The organism is Luteibacter sp. HA06 (assembly GCF_054061215.1).
Genome location: NZ_JBSSDZ010000001.1, coordinates 774,954 through 791,244, shown reverse-complemented (window position 1 = coordinate 791,244; position 16,291 = coordinate 774,954). Strand labels below are relative to the sequence as shown.

13 protein-coding genes are annotated in these 16,291 nt (G+C 65.3%); 2 read left to right on the top strand and 11 right to left on the bottom strand.

The genetic code is table 11. The features are described 5' to 3' along the window. From ACVWWJ_RS03460 to ACVWWJ_RS03415, 10 genes are all read right to left on the bottom strand, one after another. Entirely contained in the window at positions 1 to 1,908 is a 1,908-nt protein-coding gene (locus ACVWWJ_RS03460; RefSeq protein ID WP_456966779.1) for a tetratricopeptide repeat protein, read from the bottom strand. Continuing rightward, complete coding sequence (locus ACVWWJ_RS03455) at positions 1,905 to 2,885, bottom strand: VWA domain-containing protein (RefSeq protein ID WP_456969649.1); 981 nt, start codon at positions 2,883 to 2,885, stop codon at positions 1,905 to 1,907. Before ACVWWJ_RS03455 ends, ACVWWJ_RS03460 begins: the two co-directional genes overlap by 4 nt. Next, the gene (locus tag ACVWWJ_RS03450; RefSeq protein ID WP_159889817.1) at positions 2,878 to 3,360 is read right to left on the bottom strand and encodes a DUF4381 domain-containing protein; all 483 of its coding nucleotides are present in this window, start codon (positions 3,358 to 3,360) and stop codon (positions 2,878 to 2,880) included. The genes ACVWWJ_RS03455 and ACVWWJ_RS03450 overlap by 8 nt, the downstream gene beginning before the upstream one ends. Beyond that, a complete protein-coding gene (locus tag ACVWWJ_RS03445; RefSeq protein ID WP_456966778.1) occupies positions 3,360 to 4,280 on the bottom strand; it encodes a DUF58 domain-containing protein in 921 nt (306 codons plus the stop codon). Before ACVWWJ_RS03445 ends, ACVWWJ_RS03450 begins: the two co-directional genes overlap by 1 nt. Beyond that, complete coding sequence (locus ACVWWJ_RS03440) at positions 4,277 to 5,269, bottom strand: AAA family ATPase (RefSeq protein WP_159889813.1); 993 nt, start codon at positions 5,267 to 5,269, stop codon at positions 4,277 to 4,279. The genes ACVWWJ_RS03445 and ACVWWJ_RS03440 overlap by 4 nt, the downstream gene beginning before the upstream one ends. 734 nt (positions 5,270 to 6,003) lie before the next feature. After that, the gene (gene pilQ, locus ACVWWJ_RS03435; RefSeq protein WP_456966777.1) at positions 6,004 to 8,235 is read right to left on the bottom strand and encodes a type IV pilus secretin PilQ; all 2,232 of its coding nucleotides are present in this window, start codon (positions 8,233 to 8,235) and stop codon (positions 6,004 to 6,006) included. Positions 8,236 to 8,254: 19 nt separating this feature from the next. Next, complete coding sequence (locus tag ACVWWJ_RS03430; protein WP_456966776.1) at positions 8,255 to 8,782, bottom strand: pilus assembly protein PilP; 528 nt, start codon at positions 8,780 to 8,782, stop codon at positions 8,255 to 8,257. Then, entirely contained in the window at positions 8,782 to 9,429 is a 648-nt protein-coding gene (locus ACVWWJ_RS03425; RefSeq protein ID WP_159889807.1) for a type 4a pilus biogenesis protein PilO, read from the bottom strand. Before ACVWWJ_RS03425 ends, ACVWWJ_RS03430 begins: the two co-directional genes overlap by 1 nt. Then, on the bottom strand, positions 9,426 to 10,181 hold the full coding sequence (locus ACVWWJ_RS03420) for a PilN domain-containing protein (RefSeq protein ID WP_456966775.1): 756 nt from the start codon (positions 10,179 to 10,181) through the stop codon (positions 9,426 to 9,428). The genes ACVWWJ_RS03425 and ACVWWJ_RS03420 overlap by 4 nt, the downstream gene beginning before the upstream one ends. Beyond that, entirely contained in the window at positions 10,181 to 11,239 is a 1,059-nt protein-coding gene (locus ACVWWJ_RS03415; protein WP_159889803.1) for a pilus assembly protein PilM, read from the bottom strand. The genes ACVWWJ_RS03420 and ACVWWJ_RS03415 overlap by 1 nt, the downstream gene beginning before the upstream one ends. A gap of 236 nt (positions 11,240 to 11,475) precedes the next feature. On the opposite strand from ACVWWJ_RS03415, the gene ACVWWJ_RS03410 reads away from it, so the two are divergent. Both ACVWWJ_RS03410 and ACVWWJ_RS03405 read left to right on the top strand, forming a co-directional pair. Then, entirely contained in the window at positions 11,476 to 14,052 is a 2,577-nt protein-coding gene (locus ACVWWJ_RS03410; RefSeq protein WP_456966774.1) for a penicillin-binding protein 1A, read from the top strand. A gap of 31 nt (positions 14,053 to 14,083) precedes the next feature. Continuing rightward, the gene (locus ACVWWJ_RS03405) at positions 14,084 to 14,755 is read left to right on the top strand and encodes a hypothetical protein (RefSeq protein ID WP_456966773.1); all 672 of its coding nucleotides are present in this window, start codon (positions 14,084 to 14,086) and stop codon (positions 14,753 to 14,755) included. 38 nt (positions 14,756 to 14,793) lie between these two features. On the opposite strand, the gene ACVWWJ_RS03400 is transcribed toward ACVWWJ_RS03405, so the two are convergent. Further along, complete coding sequence (locus ACVWWJ_RS03400; protein WP_159896198.1) at positions 14,794 to 16,089, bottom strand: citrate synthase; 1,296 nt, start codon at positions 16,087 to 16,089, stop codon at positions 14,794 to 14,796. Positions 16,090 to 16,291: the final 202 nt, after the last annotated feature.

Genomic DNA, 16,291 nt, shown 5'->3' with positions numbered 1-16,291 from the left:
TCACTCCTCCGGCTCGGCGCCGTGGCGACGCTGGTATTCGAGCATGAATTTTCTCCGCAACAGGCCACCCGGATCATCGGGTACGCGCATGAGTGCACGTCGCACGTCGGCAGGCAGTTTCGACGACGTGTCCTCGGCTGAAGCGGCGCCGAGGTCGTGGCCCTTGTCGTCCGCCGGCTTACCCTGTTTGCCAGCAAGCGCTGCATCCATCTGCTGCTTCAGGGCAGCCTGCGCCTGTGCCGCCTGCTGCCGATCCGCCGCTGACTTCGCCTCGGCGTCGCCCTGCGGTGCTTGCGCCTTACCCGGGTCCTTGCCCTTGTCGCCGCCCTCGCCCTCGCCGGTCTTGTCCTGCGAGCCTTTTTCGCCCTGCTGGCCATCCTTGCCGTCCGCCCCGGGCTGCTTGCCGCTTTCGCCCTGCTTGCCCTCGTCGCCTTGCTGACCCTTTTGACCCTGCTGGTCTTTGCCCTGGTCACCGGACTGACCCTGCTTCTTGTCCTGCTGGCTCTTGCCGTCCTTCTTGTCGTCCTTCTTGTCCTTTTCCTGCTGCTTTTGTTTCTGCAGGAAATCCGCCACGGCTTTCCGGTTCGCTGCGGCGTCGGCATTCGCCGGATCGACTTTCAATGCGCGGTCGTAGGCGGCGATGGCATCGTCATAGCGCTGTTGCCTGGCGAGGGCATTGCCCAGGTTGTACTGTGAGTCGCTGTCCGCGCCATGGGCGAGTGCTGCCTCCGACGCGGCGTAATCGCCGGCCCGATAGGCCGCCGCGCCGCGCAAGCCGCTACTGGCGGCAAGTGACTGCGCGCGCTTCGCATCACCGTCGGCGAGTGCCTTCGCAGCCTGCTGGTCACGCGTGCGAAACACGTCGGCGAGACCATCGGCGCGCGCGGGTGCCATCGGCAGGAACATCAGCGCCAGCACGAGCAACCAGCCTCTTCGGAAGGCGAGCGCAACGATCGGCAGGAGGGGAAGCAACAGCCAGGGTCCGCGATCCTGCCACTGACCCGATGCCGCACCCGCGACGGCCTTGCCCGCACCGTCGCCGTGCAGCGACGACGCGAGCGAATTGACGTCGGACTGGTCGTCCGAGGTGACGACATAGCGGCCGCCGCCTGCCGAGGCGACAGCGCCCAGTGACGCATCGTTGCGAGGCGCCATGACGATCGCACCCTGCGCATCTTTCAGGAAGCCACCATCGTCTGCGGGAACGGGGCCGCCCTGCGGCGTACCCAGGCCGAGCACGGAGACGGTGTTGCCCGACGCACGTGCACGGCCGGCTGCCGCGGCGGCGGCGGCGTCCGCGTGGTCGGTTACCAGCACGATGGAACCACCTTGCACGTCGGCGTGACGAATCAGATCGGCGGCCATGTCGATGGCCCTGGCGGGATCGTCGCCGGCCACCGGCATGGTGTCGGGCGAAAGGGCGGTAAGCAGGTCGTCCACGCTGTGTGCATCCGTGGTCAACGGAGCGACGGTGAACGCTTCGCCGGTATAGGCGATGAGCGCGTTCATGCCATCGCGATTCGCCGCATAGAGTTCGCGAACCTTATAGCGCGCACGACTGAGTCGATCCGGCACGACGTCGTGCGAGAGCATATGGGGCGACATCGAAACCACCACCACCTGCGCCGCGCGCTCGGCAAAAAGCTGTTGCGACTGGCGGTCCCACGTCGGCCCGGCGAGGGCGAGCACGGCGAGAAGGGCGGCAGCGATGAAAGCGTACACCGGTGCACGTGATGCACCGGGCTTGCCGTCGAGGAGATGCGGAAGCAGAAGCGGATCGGCCAGGCGCGTGAGCACGCGCATTTCGGCCGAGCGCCTGCCGATTAACCACGCCACCAGCGGTACGAGCACGAGTAGCCAGAGCCAGCGAGGCTCGATGAAATGCAGGTTGCCGGTCCACGCCATCATGCCGACGCCCTCCGCCCCAGGTAGCGCGGCAGCGCGGCGATGCCGAACAAGGCGAGCGAAACCAGCAACGGCCAGCGGAACAACTCGTATCGGGGCCTGAGTGCGGCACCCTGTTGCGGCACAGGCTCGAGCGCATCGATCGCGCGATAGGCCTGGGCGAGTTCGTCGCTGTCGGTCGCGCGGAAGAAGCGACCGCCCGTCTGGTTGGCGATGTCAGTGAGCATGCTCACGTCCAGATCGGCGGAGGGGTTCACCACGCGACTGCCGAAGAAATCCGGGACGCGCATGGCTGTGGCGCCGATACCGATCGTGTAAACGCGGACGCCAGCGGCCTTGGCGGCACGCGCGGCCTCGCGCGGTGCAATGGATCCCGCATTGTTGACGCCGTCAGTCAGCAGCACGACGACGCGCGCCTGCTCGGGCATGTCCGCAAGGCGTTTGACTGCCACGGCCAACGCATCGCCGATCGCCGTCTCGCGGCCGGGCAAGCCGACGACGGCACCGTGTAATTGTGCGCGCACCGCATCGAGATCGTAGGTGAGCGGCGTGACCAGATAGGCCTGCGACCCGAACAGGATGAGCCCCAGTTCGTCACCCGCACGACGGTCGATGAAGTCGCCGGCGATGGCTTCGACCGCGGCGAAGCGAGTGACATTGCGACCGGCCAGTTCCATGTCGTCCAATGACATGCTGCCGGACAGATCGACGGCGAGCATGGTGGCGCGACCACTGCGTTGCTGCGGCTCCGGAGGCCCTAGCCACTGCGGTCGCGCGGCCGCGGTCACCAGGCACACCCATGCAAGCCCGAGCAACAGCGTCGCCGCGAACGGTGCGCGCGTCACCGATGCCGCCATCAGGGACAGCCCGGGTTGCGGCAGGTTCATGGCCTGCGCCGGCTTCACCGGACGCAGGACATGGCGCAACAGCCACGGGAGCGGAAGGGCAGCGAACAACCAGGGCCATGCGAACTCAGGCAGCGACATGCGACGCACTCCTGCGCAACACGGCGCGAACCCAGGTCTCGACATCGCGCGCCGTGGGCTGCACCTCGAGGATCGCCTCCGGGCGGTAAATGGCATCCTCGATCGCCGCCAGGCGATGCACGTCCTGCCCCGGCGAGAGATTGGCCAGTGCGTCGCGCCAAGCCACGCCTTTGAGAGCCACGCTGTGCGGATCACGGATACGCGCCACGCGACGCAGGAGCTGGCTGGCGACACCAGCGAACGCGGCCACGTTGCCGTCTTCGGCATAACGCGCGGTAGCGTCGCGCAGGTCGCCCAGAGCCGCTTCGACGCGACGGCGCCACGCCGCCCGGCGGCGAAGCACGATCACACCGGCGATCACGGCCGCGATCGCCAGGGCGAGGAGTGCCCACCATCCCGGTGCCAGCGGCCACCAGGGCGACACCTGCGGAACATGGATATCGCGCAGTTCCGGGCCGGCCGTCGGCATCAGCGTGCCCTCCCTGCACCAAGCAGCGCGACGATCGCATCGAGCGGGTCGGCCGTGGTGTCGAGCGTCCGCTGGCGCAGGTTGAGGCCCGTGGCCAGCGCCGAGAGGCGGCGAACGCCTTCGCCGAGCGAGCGCGCGAAATCCGCGCGCTGCCGCTCACCCTGGAGGGCGACGTCGTAATGCACGCCACCATGCGCGAACGGGTAGCGACCCGGTGGAGGCTGTTCCAGCTCGAGCACATCCGCGACATTGAGCACGGACACCTCAGCCTTGCCCACGAGACCGAGCATGCGACCGCGAGCGGCGGCATCCACGGCGAAACCGTCACTGACGACCAATACGCGCGAGGCACCGTGCATGAGGCGCCCGGCACGCTGCAGCGCCGACGATAGTGTTTCATCGCCGCCTGGCGGCAGCGCATCCCAGGCGGCGATCGCGCCGGCTACGGCGAGGGCCCCGCGCGTACCGCCCAACGGGCGAAGAAGCTGGCGCTGTCCGCCGAAAGCGAGCACGCCAACGCGGTCGCCTCCGCGCACGGCGTACCAGGCAGCCATCGCCGCGGCCCGCGCGGCCTGCACCGACTTGAAACGCGTGCGGGTGCCGAAACGCATGCTCGCGTTGCTGTCCAGGAGGATGAGCAGGCGGCCTTCACGCTCTTCCTCGAAAAGCTTGGTATGTGCGACGCCGCTGCGTGCGGTCAGTCGCCAGTCCATGCGCCGTACGTCGTCACCGGCCTGGTAAACGCGCGATTCGGCGTAGTCCATGCCGCGGCCGTGCAGACGTCCGGGACGCTGTCCGCTGCGCTGGACACGCGAGACAACAGAAGGCGCCGGCGCACGCGCCACCCGCGCACGAAGGGCAATCAACTCGGGCAGCGACACATGGACGCGCCCATCCGGAAGGGGGGCGGCGGCGCTCACGGCAGCGGCACGAGGTCCAGCAGGCGATCGATCACCGAGTCGATGCGCACGCCTTCCGCCTCGGCCTCGTAGCTGGGCAGTACGCGGTGACGAAGCACTTCGTGCGCGATCACGTGGATATCTTCCGGTATGACGTAGTCGCGACCGGCGAGCCAGGCGTGCGCCCGGGCGCAACGGTCCAGCGCGATGGTGGCGCGCGGACTCGCGCCCCAGGCGATCCAGCGGGCGAGTTCCGGCCCGTACTTCGCGGCGTTGCGCGTCGCGACGACGAGCTGCGTGATGTAGAGCTCGAGCGGTGCGGCCATATGCACGGAAAGCACGGCATCGCGCGCGGCGAAAACGTCGGCCGGGCGCAGCACGTGCGCCGGTGGCGTGACCGGATGCATGGCATCGCGCGCCTGTTCGCGTGCCAGCCGCAGGATCGCCAGCTCGGCGTCCGCATCCGGATAGCCGATGGTGACGTGCATCAGGAAGCGATCCAGTTGCGCTTCGGGCAGCGCGAACGTGCCTTCCTGCTCGATCGGATTCTGCGTCGCCATGACCATGAACAGGTCGGGTAGCGGCCAGGTGCGGCGGCCGATGGTGATCTGCCGCTCGGCCATCGCCTCGAGCAGGGCGGACTGGACCTTGGCCGGCGCGCGATTGATCTCGTCCGCCAGGACGATGTTATGGAACAACGGCCCCCTCTCGAACTCGAACGTACCGGTTTGCGGCCGGAAGATGTCCGTACCGGTAAGGTCGGCCGGAAGCAGGTCGGGTGTGAACTGGATTCGGTGGAAATCCGCTTCCACGCGGGTCGCAAGCGCCTTGATCGCCGTGGTCTTGGCCAGGCCCGGCGCGCCTTCGACGAGCAGGTGGCCGTCGGCCAGCAGCGCGATCAGCAGGCATTCGACCAGGTGCGGCTGACCGATGATGCCGCGGGACAGCTCCCCACGCAGGCGGACGAACGCTTCCTGGAGGGGCGTCGTGGCAATCGGCAGCTCGGACATCGGCAAATCTCATACGGGTGGAGGGACGATGAGACCACAGCCGGCCGCAGAAGTTTAGGGCCGGAGGGTGATCGACAGCGCGAATCCCCTGGATCAACCGCCGCAGGCGCGCCCTGTGCCGGGATGTCAAAAAAAAGGTTCTTCGCGGAATTCCGGGGACGCTGGGGACGGGCGGCGCAGAGCCTTCGGTGCATCGAGGGCGGGGCGCAGAGCCTTCGGTGCCCACCCTCGCTGCTCAGACACCCCTTCGCGTTTCGTACCGGAAAGGCCGCTGCGCGGCCCATGTATCCATCTGGCCTACGGCCGCTCCACTTGGCGGGAACTCGCCTCGAGGGTGGGCACCGAAGACTCTTCCTATCCCTGAGGTTCATGCGGGTCGAGCCGGCGAAGCAACGCGGCTTCGGCTGTTGGCTCTTCCTTCCAGCTGACCGTATCGTCGTGAGAGACCTTGGTGTCCACCCTCGAGGCGAGTTCCGGACAAGTGGAGCGGCCGTAGGCCAAATAAGTACATCAGCCGCGGTAGCGGCCTTCCGGTACGAAACGCGGAGGACTGTCTGAGCAGCGAGGGTGGGCGCCAAGGTCTCCTCGCGAGACGCCCAAGTGTGCGGCCAACGGGTCATCGCCGCTGAAGCGGCTCCCACATGGCCGATGGCGAGCGCCCGAGCCCCGGTAATCCGCGAAGAACCAAAAAAAAGCGGCCCGAAGGCCGCCCTTTCTATTCACTAAAGTGGCGCTTAACGCAAGGAATCGGACAGGATTCGCGGGGTCACGAAGATCAGCAGCTCGGCCTTGTTGTTCGAGCGGTTCGTGCGGCGGAAGAGCACGCCCAGACCCGGGATGTCACCCAGACCAGGCACCTTGTCCGTCGTATTGGACTTGGTGATCTCGTAGATACCGCCCAGCACCACCGTCTGACCGTTGTCGACCAGCACCGAGGTGTTGATCTCCCGGGTGTCGATCGAGGGCACGAAACCGCCGCCCGGGGACGGGGTCTGGCTGGCCAGTGCGTCCTTCTTGACGTTGATCTTCAGGTACACGCGGCTGTCGGCCGTGATCGTCGGGGTCACGCGGAGTTCGAGCACGGCGTCCTTGAACTGGACCGTGGCGTTCTGCGCACCACCACCCGAACTCGAGGCCTGATAGGTCACGTAGCCGATCTGGGTACCCTGCTTGATCACGGCTTCCTGCTGGTTGGCCGTGATGACGCGGGGGCTGGAGATCACTTCGCTGCGACCTTCGGTCTGCGCGGCCGAGAGCTCGAGGTCAACCATGTAGTTGGCGCCGAGAATGGCCAGACCGATGCTGCCTGCCGGGTTCGACACTGGCAGGTTGACGTTGTAGCCGCCCGGATAGGTGAGCGTCTTGTCAGCCTGCGTACCATTGTTGAGGTTGGCTACGTTGGTCACCAGACCCGACGTACCGAGCTGGGTACCCGTACCGCTGGAGAGATCCGGCGTGGTACCAAGGACCTGCCCACTCGGGTTCGTGTTGAACGCTTGGGCACCCCAGCGAACACCGAGCTGGCGGGTGAACTGGTCCGTAGCGACGACGATGCGCGACTCGATCAACACCTGCTGCACCGGACGGTCGAGCGTACCGATCAGCTCACGCAGGTCACGGATCTTGTCGGGCGTGTCGTTGATCAGAAGCGTGTTGGTTCGGTCGTCGAACGAGACGCTGCCACGAGCCGAGAGGAAGCCGCGCGAGCCGCCGGAGGCACCACCGCCGCCACCGCCCGAGCTCTGCATGGCGCCCTGGGTCAGCAGCTTGGCGATGTCTTCCGCCTTGCCGTAGCTGATCGGGACGTAGTCGGAGATCAGCTCAGCCGAGTCTTCGGCCTTCTGGCGGGCATCGGCGAGGCTCTGCTCGTAGTTCGCAAGTTCAGCCTGCGGTGCGATCCAGATGACGTTGCCGCTACGACGCTTGTCCAGGCCCTTGGCACGCAGGATCACGTCCAGTGCCTGATCCCACGGCGTATTGACCAGGCGCAGGGTGACGCTGCCGCCCACGCTGTCGGAGGCGACCAGGTTCAGCTTGGCTTCGTCGGCGATCAGCTGGAGCGCCGAACGCACCGGGATGTCCTGGAAGTTGAAGGTCAGTCGCGAACCCGAATACGTCGGTTCCTGACCCTTCGCGGCCTTGCCGGTCGGGACAGTGACCTTCTTGGCCGCCACTTCGATCACATATTCGCTGCCGCTCTGGTAGGCCGACGTCTCGATTTCACCCTTGGTACGGATGTCGAGGCGTGCGCCTCCCGGGGAGGCCTTCGAGTCGATCGACTGGACCGGCGTGGCGAAGTCGAGCACGTCCAGGCGCTGGGCCAGCTTGGCAGGCAGGCTGGAGCCGGCCAAGCTGACGATCACGTGATCGCCTTCCCGATGCATTTCCGGCGTCGAAGCCGAGCTGCCGAGCGTTACCAGTACGCGACCCTCACCATTCGGACCCCGACGGAAGTCGATGTTCGAGACCGGCGTTCCGGCGCTCGAAGGCAGTGCCTTGGTCGGGTCGGAGACGATGGCCGTGGTCGTGGTCGCACCGGTCGGGCCGTTGTTCACGGTGACGATGAGGTTCTTGCCCTCGGCACGCGTGCGGTAGGCCGATTCACGGAACAACTCGACGGTGACGCGAGTGCGCCCTCCCGCGGCAACCACGGACACGCCGGCGGTGGAGCCCTTGCCGATGTCGATGTGGCGGCTGGCAAACGCGTTGGTCGTGTCAGGCAGGTCGATGGCGATGCGTGGCGGATTGTTGGTCGTGAAGACCTTCGGATCCGGTGCGGCGCCGGAGAACGCGAGGGTCAGTTCGATGCGGCCCCCGGGCTGTGCGTCGTAGCTGACATTCTGCAGGGCGTTTGCCGCCGATGCGCTGCCTGCGAACACGCCTGAAAAAGCGAGCGTGGCGCCGAGCACCCAGCGGCGCGCGCGATGGCGCGCGCTACCCGGCAGATGATGGAAGTTGGTCGTCATGTGCGTCATCCCCGAGTTCTTATTTTTCGCCGACCGCGATGCTTGCCGGACGCTCCATCCACCCGCCCTGGCCGTTTGGCACCAGTTCGACCAGATCGATCCGATCCTCCCCGACGGTCGTAACACGACCGTAGGCCTGCCCCATGTATTCATTGCGGTGGATGCGATGGATCACCCCACCCGGATCTTTGACAAGCGCTTCGAGACTGGCACCAGCACCGACCGTGCCAACCATCTTCAGGGTGTCGAGCGAGAACATCTCGAGCGGCTCCTTGGGACGGTTTTCATCCGGTCGCGGGCCCGACGTCGAGGTCGTGTCCATTTCAGCCGTGCTGGGGCTGAATGGGTCGCGAGCACCCTGGTCCTGGTAAGCGAACGTCTCAAACGTGCGAATGACCGGAAGAACCGGAATCGGCTCACCCTTCTTGTGCTTTTCGGCGTCGACCCACTCGCGCAGGTCGGACGTCCCCTTCGTGCAGCCAGCTAGTGCCAGAGCGGCGAACAGCATGGAAGCGGCGGGCCTGAACTTGATGTACGTCGTGTTCATCACTTGGCCCCCTGTGCCGGCGTCGCCTGGGCGGCGGCTTCGTCGTCTTCGAGGTAGCGGTAGGTCTTGACCGTACCCTGGAGAACGAGCTGACCGGAACTGGTGCCGTTCTTGTCCGCGGCCTTGGGCGACAGCGAAACGTCATGCAGCGTCAGAATCACGACGCGAGGCAGGGACGCAACGCCGCTGATGAAGGTACCGAACTGATGGTAAGTACCGACCATGCGCAGCGTGATCGGCTTCTCCGCGTAGAAATCCTTCGGCGTTTCCGGACCAGGCTGGAACAGTTCGGTCTCGATACCTGCCGCCAATGCAGTCTGCGAGATATCGATGAGCAGTTCGGGCATTTCAGTGCGGCTGGGCAGCTGGCGCAGCAAGGTGCGCAGCATGTCCTGCATGTCGGTCAGCTGTTGCTCGAGCGCCTCAAGGTTGGCGGACTTGGCCTGCTTTTGCGAGAACTCCGTCTTTAGGGAGACTTCCTTGGTTTCCGCCGAAGCAAGGTCGTCCTGCTGGCCGCTGATCTCGGCGTACCAGCCGATCGCCACGACTATGACGAACAGCAGACCCGTGAAGAACAGCTTGATCGCCTTCGGCCAGCCGCCGACGTTATGGCGATCGAGGTTGCGCAGATCGTCAAAGAACTTCATGGCTTGGCTCCTGCCGTGGTGGCGGAAGCCGGACGCGGCGCTGCGGCAGGAACGGTAGCCGGAGCCGTGGCGGCGGTCGTCGAAGCGGCGGGCTTACCGGTCGCGGCGTTCGCGGCGGCAGCCAGCGGTGCCGGAACCGTCGCACCGGCGGAAGCCGTTGCCGGGGCTGCGGTGCTGGACGAGCCTGCCGGGGCACCGTCCGGCGTATCGCCCGGATGATTCAGGCGGACGTCGAGGCCGAACACGTAGGGCATACGCGATGCGTCATGCGTATTTTCGGTCTTGCGCAGGTCGGCATGACCCATCCAGGGCGAGGCTTCGATGTTGCGCATGTACTCGGCCACGCTGGAGTTGGACTGCGAGACGCCGTCAAGTGACATGGAGTCACCCGACTGCTTCATGCCCGCCAGGCGTGCGCTCGACGGAATGGTCTTCACCAGTTCGTCGAACAGGTGGACCATCTGCGAACGGTTTGCCTGGAGCTGCTCAATGATCTGCTTGCGCTGGAGCAAGCCCGCACGGACCTTTTCCAGGTCCTTGATCTTTGCGATGCGATCGTCGAGCTGCTTGATCTCGCCCTGCAGGTAAGTGTTGCGTTCCGTCTGGTTGTCGATACGCGCGTCCATCCAGAACGACCAGGCAATGAGCACCACCAGTGCGGCGCCGAAAGCCATGCCGAGCTGGATGTAGAACTCACGTTCGCGCAGCTTGCGCCGCTCGGCGCGCCAGGGAAGCAGGTTGATATGTGCCATCAGTCGAAGCTCCTCATGGCGAGGCCGACGGCAATCATCAGCGCGGGCGCGTCCTGGGCCAGGGTCTGGGCCTGAACACGGCTCGAAAGTGCCATGCGGGCCAGCGGATTGGCGACGATGCAGGGCACGCTCAGCTGCTGTTCCAGCAGTTCGGTGATGCCTTCGATGGATGCACACCCGCCGGCCAGGACGACCTGGTCGACGCGGCTGTACTCGCTACCGGCGAAGAAGAACTGGAGCAGGCGGCTCACCTGCTGGACCAGCGACTCCTTGAACGGCTCCAGTGCCTCCATTTCATAGGACTCGGGCAGGCCGCCCTTGCGCTTGGCCCGGCCGGCTTCCTCATAGGAAAGGCCGTAGCGGCGCATGATCTCGTCGGTAAGCTGCTTGCCACCGAAGACCTGCTCGCGGGAGTAGATCGTCCGCTGGTTCTTCAGTACCGCCAGGGTAGTCATGGTGGCGCCGATATCGACGACGGCCACCAGGGCATCCCGGGAGACCGCCAGCTGGTCGGCCACCATGGCGAAGGCGTTCTCCATGGCGAACGCCTCGACGTCGACGACGCGGGCGGTCAAGCCGCCCAGGTCGAGGGCGGCAATGCGCATGTCCACGTTCTCGGTCCGCGAGGCGGCGAGAAGGATGTTATTCATCTCGGGGTTGTCGCGAACCGGCCCCACGATCTCGAAATCGAGGCTAACTTCCTCGATCGGGTAGGGAATGTACTGATTCGCTTCGACCTGGATCTGACCTTCGAGGTCATCCTCGGAAAGATCGGCCGACATGGGAATGATGCGGGTGATCACGGCGGAGCCGGCCACGGCAGCAGCGCCGTGTTTGAGCTTGGATCCGGATCGGGCCAGTGCCCGCCGAATAGCCTCACCCACCGCTTCGACCTCAACGATGTTCTTTTCGACGACGGCATTCGGCGGCAGCGGCTCGACGGCATAGTGTTCGACGCGATAGCGCCCACCGGCCTGACTGAGCTGCAGCAGCTTTACTGCGGTCGAACTGATGTCGACGCCTATCAAAGGCGCCGCCTTGGGTGTAAAGAGCCCCACGTTGTCCCCCTTCCCCGCGCCTTTGTCGGAATTGGTCTTCGGCGCGAAGGCATTAGATCTAAAACTTAACAGATTGGCAACGGGCGATTTGGGCCCTTACCGGCACTAATTCACAAATCCTGTCACTGGGTTAGCGAAAACCCTTCAGGACTGGTCGAGCGTCCCCCAGCCCTTCGCCTCCCCGCCTTAGCTCTATACTCCGCCACGACCCACAAGGCGGCGACCCCTTCCCCTCCATGCGAATCTTCAAGCGTCTGCTGCGCATTGCGCTGTACCTCGCCCTGGCCGGCATCCTTTTCGTCGCTGGCGCCATCGGCGTCGCCTACTGGCTGCTGGCACCGCGACTGCCCTCGGTCGCGGTCCTGCGCGACTATCACATGCAAGTTCCGCTCCGGGTACTCAGCTCGGACGGAAGGCTGATCGCCTCCTTCGGTGAGACCCGACGCATTCCCGTGCACATCGCCGACGTACCGGCACGCCTCAAGAATGCTGTCTTATCGGCCGAAGATGGCGATTTCTATAGCCATCCGGGCATCGACTGGCACGGCATCGCCCGCGCCGGTATCCACGTGATCGTCTCCGGCGGCGACAAGGGCCCGGGCGGATCGACGATCACCCAGCAGGTGGCACGAAACTTCTTCCTGAGCCCGGAAAAGCTTTATTCGCGGAAACTGACGGAAGTATTCATCGCCCTGCGGATGGAGAACGAGCTCACCAAGGACCAGATCCTCGAGCTCTACATCAACAAGATGTTCCTCGGCCACCGCTCCTACGGCCTCGCCGCGGCGGCGTCGTATTACTACGGGAAGACCCTCGACCAGCTGACGGTCGCCGAAAGCGCCACCCTGGCTTCGACCTTCCAGCTCCCGTCCGTGGTCAATCCGCTGAACAACCCGAAGCGGATGATCGCCCGGCGCGACTGGGTGCTCGGCCAGATGCTCTCCAACCGCTTCATTACGCAGGCGGAATACGACGAGGCGGTCAAGGAGCCGAACGACGCCTTCCCGCACGAGCAGCAGATCGAGGTGGATGCACCCTATCTTGCCGAGATGGTGCGTCAGCAGGTGCTGGAGAAGCTCGGCAACGACGCCCTCACGGAGGGCTACGTGGTTCACACCACGGTGCCAAGCGACAGCCAGGCAGCCGCCAACGACGCGCTTCGCGGGCGCTTGTCGGCCTACGACCGCCGCCATGGCTACCGCGGCCCCGAAGGCCATGAGGAACTTCCTGCCCAGGCCGGTCCCGACGACTACGACCGCGTTCTCGCCGGCTACACGAGCGTGGCAGGCATGATGCCAGCGATCGTCACCGAGACCGGCGCGAAGGAGGCCACGGTGTACCTGTCCGCGAAGGAAACCGCCACCTTGAGTCTCGAGTCGATCGCCTGGGCTCGCCCCTACGTGAACGAGGGCCGGGCCGGCGCGGCGCCAACCCGCGTCGACGCCGTCCTCAAGCGCGGCGACGTGATCCGCCTTATTCGCAGCGAAAAAGACGATATCAACGAAGACGCGAAGGCATCGGACACCGCGAAAGCCACGACCGAAGCGAAACCCGATCCGGGCAAGGGCGCGTGGCACCTGACCCAGATTCCCGCCGTGCAGGCCGCTCTCGTCTCAGTCGACCCCGAGGATGGTGCCGTACGTGCGCTGGTGGGTGGCTTCAGCTTCCTTCGTTCGAAGTTCAACCGTGCGGTGATGGCCGCACGGCAGCCGGGCTCGAGCTTCAAGCCGTACCTGTACTCGGCCGCGTTCGAGCGAGGCTTCACGCCGGCATCGATCGTCAACGACGCTCCGGTTGCCTTCCCTGACCCGTCGCGTCCGGACGGCATGTGGACGCCGGCGAACGACGACAACAAGTTCGCGGGGCCGATGCGCCTGCGCGAGGCGCTGGTGCAGTCGAAGAATCTCGTCTCCGTGCGCCTGCTCGATGCCATGGGCGTGCGTTACGCCCGTGACTACGTCACACGCTTCGGCTTTACGCCGGACGCGCTACCGCAGAATCTTTCGCTCGCCCTGGGTACGGCCTCGGTCTCACCCATGGGCATGGCGCGCGGCTATGCCGTGTTCGCGAACGGCGGCTATCTGGTCACGCCGTACTTCATCGCCCGTATCGATGATCGGGACGGCCACCCGGTTTATGTCGCCAACCCGGAACGCGCCTGCGCCGACTGCCAGGAACGCCTGCTCAACCCGACGCCGGCCGGTCCGCCGACGCAGCCGTCCACCGCCCTCATTCCGGCCAAGCCCGCCGCCGCCAGCAGCACCGGCGGCAACGGCACCGGCGACGCCGTGCTTCCCGCCGATGCCCATGCCGAGCAGGCCACGGTGCCCAAGCTCGCGCCCCACGTCATCGACGTTCGCAACGACTACCTGGTCACGTCGCTGATGCAGGACGTGATCAAGCGCGGCACAGGCTCCGCCGCACGCGCCCTCGGCCGTGACGATCTGGCCGGCAAGACGGGTTCGACCAATGACCACCGCGATGCCTGGTTTGTCGGCTTCAACGGCGATGTGTCTACCGCCGTATGGGTTGGCTTCGACGACTTCAGTTCGTTGGGCCGCGGCGAGTTCGGGGCCAAGGCCGCCTTGCCGATCTGGATGGACTACATGGGCGCCGTCCTCAAGGACAAGCCATCGCACACGCTGGCCATGCCACCCGGCATCGCCAACGTGCAGATCGATCCGGGCTCGGGCCTGCTCTCGCCGGGCGGCATGAGCGAGATCATGAAGGTCGAGGACGTCGACCGCCTTCGCGAACAGGCAACGCAAAAGCAGCAGGAGGAACAGCAAGACCACGCCTACGACATCTTCTGACGTACACATACACACCACACGGGGGTGAGTCATGGCACGAGGCGAGCACCACAAGATCCACGCGCAGGACCGGACGCAGCGTCACCGCGCCCTTGTTGCCCAGGAGGCGGCGCGCCTGATGAGTGAGCACGGTATTCGCGACTTCCATCACGCGAAAATAAAGGCCGCCGAGCGCCTTGGCATCGCGGACGCACAGGCCCTGCCCCGCAACCACGAAATCGAGGACGCGTTGCGCGAGCACCAGCGCATCTTCAAGGCTGACTCCCAACCCCAGGCGCTGCGCGCGCGACGCGAAGCGGCCGTCGAGGCGCTCCGCTTCCTTCGTGGATTCGATGCACGACTGGTGGGTGCGGTTCTCGAAGGCACCGCCGACGAGCATTCGGCCGTCTGCCTGCATGTATTCAGTGACGATCCCGAGGCGCCGGTATTGTTCCTGCAGGAACAAGGCATTCCGCTGGAGACACAGACACGACGCTTGCGCTGGTCGGGCAACGAGCAGACCGAGCACCCGGTACTACTGTTCGGCGCCGACGGCATCCCGTTCGACCTCACCGTTCTACCGCTTGACGCGTTACGCCAGGCACCGCTCGATCGCGTTGACGAACGGCCGATGCGACGGGCTAACGCGTCGATGGTGCAGGCGTTGCTGGCCGAGGAAGACATCGCTGCGTTCGACGCCTCGGCTCCGGCCTTCGATCGGTAAGAGCAAAAAAAACCCCGCTTTCGCGGGGTGTTTCTTTCTTAGCGCTTGTCGCTCGGGGTGTAGTCGCGAACGTCGGCGCCGGTGTAGATCTGGCGGGGACGACCGATGCGGGCGCCCGGGGTTTCGTGCTGTTCGATCCAGTGGGAGATCCAGCCGGACGTACGCGCGATGGCGAACATCACGGTGAACATCTCGGCCGGAATGCCCAGCGCCTTGTAGATGATGCCCGAGTAGAAGTCGACGTTCGGGTAGAGCTTGCGCTCGACGAAGTAGTCGTCCTTCAGGGCCGCTTCTTCCAGCTTCATGGCGACGTCGAGCAGCGGGTCGTTGACACCGAGCTCCTCGAGAACCTTGTGGCACATCTCGCGAATGATCTTGGCGCGCGGGTCGAAGTTCTTGTACACGCGGTGGCCGAAACCCATCAGGCGGAAGGAGTCGTTCTTGTCCTTCGCACGCTTGACGGCGGTCTCGACCTTGTCCGCGGTACCGATCTCGCCGAGCTGCTTGAGCACGGCTTCGTTCGCGCCACCATGGGCCGGACCCCACAATGCGGTGATGCCTGCGGCGATCGACGCGTACGGGTTTGCACCGGTCGAGCCGACCAGGCGCACCGTGGAGGTGGACGCGTTCTGCTCGTGATCGGCGTGCAGGATGAACAGCAGGTCGAGCGCCTTGGCGACCACCGGGTTCAATTCCAGCGGCTCGCTCGGCACTTCGAACATCATGTGCAGGAAGCGGGTGACGTACTCGAGGTTGTTGCGCGGATAGCGCGTCGGCCAGCCGATCGAGTGGCGGTAGATGGCGGCGGAGATCGTCGGCATCTTCGCGATGAGGCGGATGGCGGCGAGCTTGCGGTCTTCCGGATTATCGACGTCGAGCTTGTCGTGGTAGAACGCCGACAGCGAGGCGATCGAACCTGCCAGCATGGCCATCGGGTGCGCGTCGTGATTGAAGCCGCGCAGGAAGAACTTGAGGTTCTCGTGCATCATCGAGTGATGCGTGATCTCGTGCTCGAACTTCGCGAACTCGGTCTTGTTCGGCAGTTCGCCGTTGAGCAGCAGGTACGAGGTCTCGAGGAACGTGGACTTCTCGGCCAGCTGCTCGATCGGGTAGCCGCGGTACAGCAGGACGCCCTTGTCACCGTCGATATAGGTGATGGCGCTCTTGGTGCTGGCAGTGCTGCCGTAACCCGGATCGTACGTGAAGTAACCGGTGTCCTTGTACAGCGTGCCGATGTCGACGCACTCGGCGCCGAGCGTGCCGCCGATGACCGGCAGTTCGCTCACGGGCTTGTTGGATTCATCGACCAATTTGACGGTTTTGGCGTCGGACACGGCGAGCTCCTCTTTCTCTCTGTTACCGCTCCGCCAGGGGGTGGCGAAACGTAGCGATGTTGGGAAAACGACCCCGGGGGAGAGGTGTCGTACCGGCCGCCGCGTGCGGCCGAAGTTCCCCATTATCGCACAGCGACCATTCAAACGTCCGTTGGCCGACGCGCAAATCGCACACGCAAAAAGACACGGGGCAAGCCGTGGG

Coding starts and splice junctions, on each gene's coding strand:
- ACVWWJ_RS03430 (WP_456966776.1), bottom strand. CDS start 8,782: ATGAACACGACGTACATCAAGTTCAGGCCCGCCGCTTCCATGCTGTTC.
- ACVWWJ_RS03410 (WP_456966774.1), top strand. CDS start 11,476: ATGCGAATCTTCAAGCGTCTGCTGCGCATTGCGCTGTACCTCGCCCTG.
- ACVWWJ_RS03420 (WP_456966775.1), bottom strand. CDS start 10,181: ATGGCACATATCAACCTGCTTCCCTGGCGCGCCGAGCGGCGCAAGCTG.
- ACVWWJ_RS03450 (WP_159889817.1), bottom strand. CDS start 3,360: ATGCCGACGGCCGGCCCGGAACTGCGCGATATCCATGTTCCGCAGGTG.
- ACVWWJ_RS03460 (WP_456966779.1), bottom strand. CDS start 1,908: ATGATGGCGTGGACCGGCAACCTGCATTTCATCGAGCCTCGCTGGCTC.
- ACVWWJ_RS03405 (WP_456966773.1), top strand. CDS start 14,084: ATGGCACGAGGCGAGCACCACAAGATCCACGCGCAGGACCGGACGCAG.
- ACVWWJ_RS03425 (WP_159889807.1), bottom strand. CDS start 9,429: ATGAAGTTCTTTGACGATCTGCGCAACCTCGATCGCCATAACGTCGGC.
- pilQ (WP_456966777.1), bottom strand. CDS start 8,235: ATGACGACCAACTTCCATCATCTGCCGGGTAGCGCGCGCCATCGCGCG.
- ACVWWJ_RS03440 (WP_159889813.1), bottom strand. CDS start 5,269: ATGTCCGAGCTGCCGATTGCCACGACGCCCCTCCAGGAAGCGTTCGTC.